A 3,362-nucleotide genomic window follows, 5' to 3' on the forward strand; every position below is an offset into this window, starting at 1 on the left:
CTGACTTATAGCTTGCTCAACGATTGCGTCGCTATCATATCCTTTGTCTGCCAGTAACCACTCAGCTGTAAGACCAGCGATCAAATTCCTTGCTTGAGTACAATCTGCTGTTGTACCTTCTGTAATAATGACTCTGATCGGCAGACCATGCGCATCCACGGCAAGATGCAATTTTGTATTGAGCCCCCTTTTGTATAACTCATGCTCTGATTACCACCTTTAGCTCCCGCTGCATGAGGATGCACTTGACAATGCGAAGCATCTATCACAAGCCATTCATAATCTGGATCGTCAATCAATACCTCAAGCAACCTTTCCCAGACTCTCTGATTGCGCCATCGGATAAATCGCCGATGAGTATTGCTCCAACTACCGTAATCTGGAGGCAAATCCCTCCATGGAGCTCCCGTTCTTAATATCCAAAATACTGCATTGATAAAAGTCCTATTATCTCTTGCTATACCACCCCAAGCCCCTCTTCTTCCTGGCAAATGAGGTCCCAGTAAATTCCAAACTCTGTCGGATATATCATGTCTTATGTGTGCTTCCATAAGATGCTCCATTGATGAGCATAAAAGAGTAGCACATTTAAGTATTTATTTCATTTCTCGTGACTACGCTATCTAAGCAAATAATCCTTTTTTCTCTATTCTTGGATGCAAATGTATTGAAATTTTGGGAATGGCCATTTTCTTATCTTCTAAAGATAAAGCAATTAAGCGATTCAATTTCATCTCCATAATGAACATTTTCTTTATTTCATCTATATAAGATCTTCTCTATTGAATCATCAATAATCAGAATTCCTTCTTTTTCTTCTTCATACTGACGGATTTTAGGTTTGATGTATTGTCATCAATCTTTTGAATTGAATTGATGATTGTTTAAAAATCTTGTGATTTTATCATGACTGATTTGGTTATCTAAAAGGGCTGAAAGCCCTGTAGTTATTGCATACTTGATTTTGGCTGATCAGATACTCTGTATAAAGATCAAGAAGTTCATCAGACATATTTTCCTCCATTACGAGAAGGGAAATTTAAACTCATCGAATGACTTTTTCGACTAATTTCTGCGTAAGGTGAGTTACTCACTTGATTTAAGAAAAAAGGCCCTAAGATAAATTGAAAATGGTGGAACGTGGTCTAAAACCAGAAAAATTTTCGGAGTGACTACGCGTACATTAGCAAACTGGTTTCGTAGACAGAAATAACAGAACCTAACCCTTAAGACAAGGAGTTCAAATCCAAGTAAAATAGATAACGGTAAACTCAAAATATATTCAAGAACATCTAGATAGGTATCTAAGAGAGATTGCTATAGAATTTTCTTCCACTTGCCAAGCAGTTTTTTATGCTTGTAAAGGCTTAATATTACTTTAAAAAAGGTCTTGTACTACAATGAAAGAGATGAAAAAACGAAATCAATTTGCGAAAGAGCTAGAGAAGATTCTTGAAGAAATCGTTTTTATGTTGATGAGAGTGGCAGCAATAAATATTTGCAAAAAGAGTATGCTCGATTTATGCGAGGAGATGAAGTTTGCGGAGCCATTTCAGGACTTCGCTATGTCCGATGAAATCTTATTGCGGCAAAAATAGAATCTCGTCTCTTAGTTTTTTTTCTACACGGGAACCTGACATACCAAATTATTCAGTCTGTGGTTAAAAGATTTTTTTATACCAGAGCTTAAGCCTAGACAAATAGCTATGATGGAAATGCTTTTTTTCACAAATTACAAGTATTGAAAGCGATGGATACGAAAGGCGGGATGTAAAATTCTATTTCTTCTTCCTTATTCGCCAGACTTAAATCCTATTAAAATTTTTTAGACAAATTTAAAAAAACGTTCGAACAAATTGGGAGAAACTCAAAACACTAACTGAAGTTATTGAACTTCCTTTTTTAATTATTTTGTGAGAACTATGAAAATTTAATTTAAAAAAACCTGTAATATTTCTGTATGTAACGCCATTGAGAGTTACTTTAACGAATAATTTTTAAATGGAGTGGAGCTACTGAGGATTTAAAATGCGCCAATCCAACTTCAGTGAAATTTTTGCAATAGCCCAAATACAAATCTTGCAAAGCTACTAAAGGTGTCAAATGCGCCAATCCAGCGTCGGTAAGCTTATCGCACCAACTCAAATTTAAATGCTGCAAAGCCACTAAAGGTGCCAAATGCGCCAATCCAGCATCCGTGAGCTTATCGCATTCACTCAAATCCAAATGTGTTAAAGCCACTAAGGGCACCAAATGCGTTAATCCAGCATCCGTTAGCTTTTCGCACTCACTTAGATCCAAATGCTGCAAAGCCACTAAAGGCGTTAAATGCTCTAATCCAGCATTCGTGAGTCTATAGCAATCACCCAAATTTAGATGCTGCAAAGCCACTAAAGGTGCCAAATGCGCCAATCCAGCATCCGTGAAATTATGGCATCCAGCCAAATTTAAATGCGATAAAGCCACTAAAGGCATCAAATACGCTAATCCAGCGTCAGTAAGATTTCTACAACAGCTTAGGTCTAAATGCTGTAAAGCCACTAAAGGTGTCAAATGTGTTAATCCAGCATCCGTAAAATTTTTACAACAGTTCAAGTCTAAATGCTGCAAAGCCACTAAAGGTCGCAAATGGGCTAATCCAGCGTCAGTAAGATTTCTGCAACAGCTTAGGTCTAAATGCTGTAAAGCGACTAAAGATGTCAAATGGGCTAATCCAGCATCAGTGAGTTTATAGCAGCTATTCAAATTCAAGTGTTGTAAAGCGACTAAAGGTGTCAAATGGGCTAATCCAGCACCGGTGAGATTAATGCACTCACTTAGACATAAATGCTGCAAAGCGACTAAAGGTGCCAAATGGGCTAATCCAGCGTCAGTAAGATTTCTACAACAACTCAGATCTAAATGTTGCAAAGCCATTAAAGGTCGCAAATGCATTAATCCTGCATTCGTAAGCTTATTACATCCCATCAGATTTAAATGCCTTAAAGCCACCAAAGGTGTCAAATGCGCTAAGCCAGCGTCGGTAAGCTTTATACAATCAAACAAATTCAAATATTGTAAAGACACTAAAGGCGCCAAATATACTAAACCAGTGTCAGTGAGTTTGTAGCATTCCTGGAGATGTAGTGCTTTTAAATTTTTACAATTTTTTAACGCTAACAGATGGGCATCAGTCAAAGAGGCATTCTTTGAAAAATTGAGCCTTTCTATTTCATTTGAGAAGTGCTTTAAAATTTTTTCAAATTCAGTTACATGAGAAGCTTGGTTTAATAAAGAACTCACAACTATAAGTTCTAAATAATTTTTTAAAGTATTTAATTGGTATTGCTGCGCAAAATTTAAAAGTGCTTTTAATTCCACTA

At 36.7% G+C, this 3,362-nt stretch carries 1 protein-coding gene and 1 pseudogene; both read right to left on the minus strand.

Going from position 1 to position 3,362, the window contains the following annotated elements:
- Positions 1–551: pseudogene (locus TY19_RS05620) on the minus strand (IS5 family transposase); the annotation flags it as partial.
- Positions 552–1,983: 1,432 nt separating this feature from the next.
- The coding region (locus TY19_RS11715) for a leucine-rich repeat domain-containing protein (protein ID WP_445082249.1) at positions 1,984–3,362 on the minus strand (1,379 nt) is incomplete at its 5' end.

It is taken from the genome of Candidatus Protochlamydia sp. R18 (genome assembly GCF_000648255.1).
GTDB lineage: Bacteria > Chlamydiota > Chlamydiia > Chlamydiales > Parachlamydiaceae > Protochlamydia > Protochlamydia amoebophila.